The organism is Methylomonas rivi, from assembly GCF_024505165.1.
In the GTDB taxonomy this organism is placed as follows: Bacteria; Pseudomonadota; Gammaproteobacteria; order Methylococcales; family Methylomonadaceae; genus Methylomonas; species Methylomonas rivi.
In genome coordinates this window covers 1-1,170 of sequence record NZ_JANIBK010000297.1, presented here as the reverse complement: position 1 = coordinate 1,170, position 1,170 = coordinate 1, and the positions used below count along the sequence as shown (strand labels likewise).

The following is a 1,170-nucleotide window of genomic DNA, read 5'->3' as shown; positions in this document are numbered from 1 at the left end:
GTTGTCGCCTAAATCCCTCGCCATGATCAATAGTTCGACGTACGCCCGATCGCCTTTGGGGTGTTTCAGCACCCGATCACGTACCACCTTGATCGAGACCGGTAAATCCCAGGTCACGAACGGCGCACCATTACGTAGGGCGCCCGGCTTTTTCTCTAATACCGGTAAGTAATGCCAAGGATCGCAGATCAGCTGGTCACGCCCGAAATGTCGAGGGTGGTCAGCGATCACGTGCCCTTCAGCCACCATCCGCACCCGATCAGCCGTGAGTCGAACCGACACTGCTTTATTGGCCCACTGAACGGGTACACTGTAGCGGTTGCGTTCGATACGAATCAGGGATTGGCTGGTGACGCGGCGCATGGCTTCAACGTAACCGTCGAATACCGCCTTGACCGGTATTAACAACGGTTGCTCTTCGGTAAAACACGCCGCCGTCGTGCGCGAGGTTTGCTCAGGATGTGGTCTTGCTGCCAGTTCTCGGCAGCGTTGAGCCAGCCAAGCATTCAAGCCCGCATAATCATCAAATTTGGGCGTGGGGGTGAACAGCCAACTGCGGATATCACAGACTTGCTTTTCTACTTGACCCTTCTCCCAACCGGATTCCGGCGTGCAGGCAATCGGCTCGAACAGGTAATGATTGGCCAACGTCAGAAAGCGACGATTAAATTGCCGCTCTTTACCGGAGAAGATGGCATCGACGACAGTCTTCAGGTTGTCGTACACCATACGCTTGGGCACGCCACCGAAGAAAGCAAAGGCCTGATTATGCGCGTCCAGTACCATCTCTTGCGTCTCGCGCGGATAGGCGATCACAAACATCTGGCGGCTATACGCCAAGCGAAACTGTGCCACTTTCACGACTTGTTCGACACCGCCAATCACGGCAACCTCATGGCTCCAATCGAACTGACAGGTCTCGCCGGGTGGAAAATACAGAGGCACAAACACTTGGGTCACCGGCGGTGATGTGGATTGGCCTTGCTTCCAGGCTTTCACATAGCGCCGGACAGCACAATAACCACCCACATAACCCTCGACTTGCAAACACTCGAACAATCGCTGCGCGGTACGACGGCGCTTGCTCGGTAAGCGACTATCGGCTTCCAGCCATTGCTCAAGCTGAGCGCGAAACGCGCCTAACTTGGGATGGGGTTGCGATCGACGCAC

Annotated in this window: 1 protein-coding gene; it reads right to left on the bottom strand. The window is 55.6% G+C overall.

What is annotated here, in order from left to right:
- A partial coding sequence (gene istA, locus NP596_RS21260; protein WP_256617380.1) for an IS21 family transposase occupies positions 1-1,170 on the bottom strand: 1,170 nt, incomplete at both ends.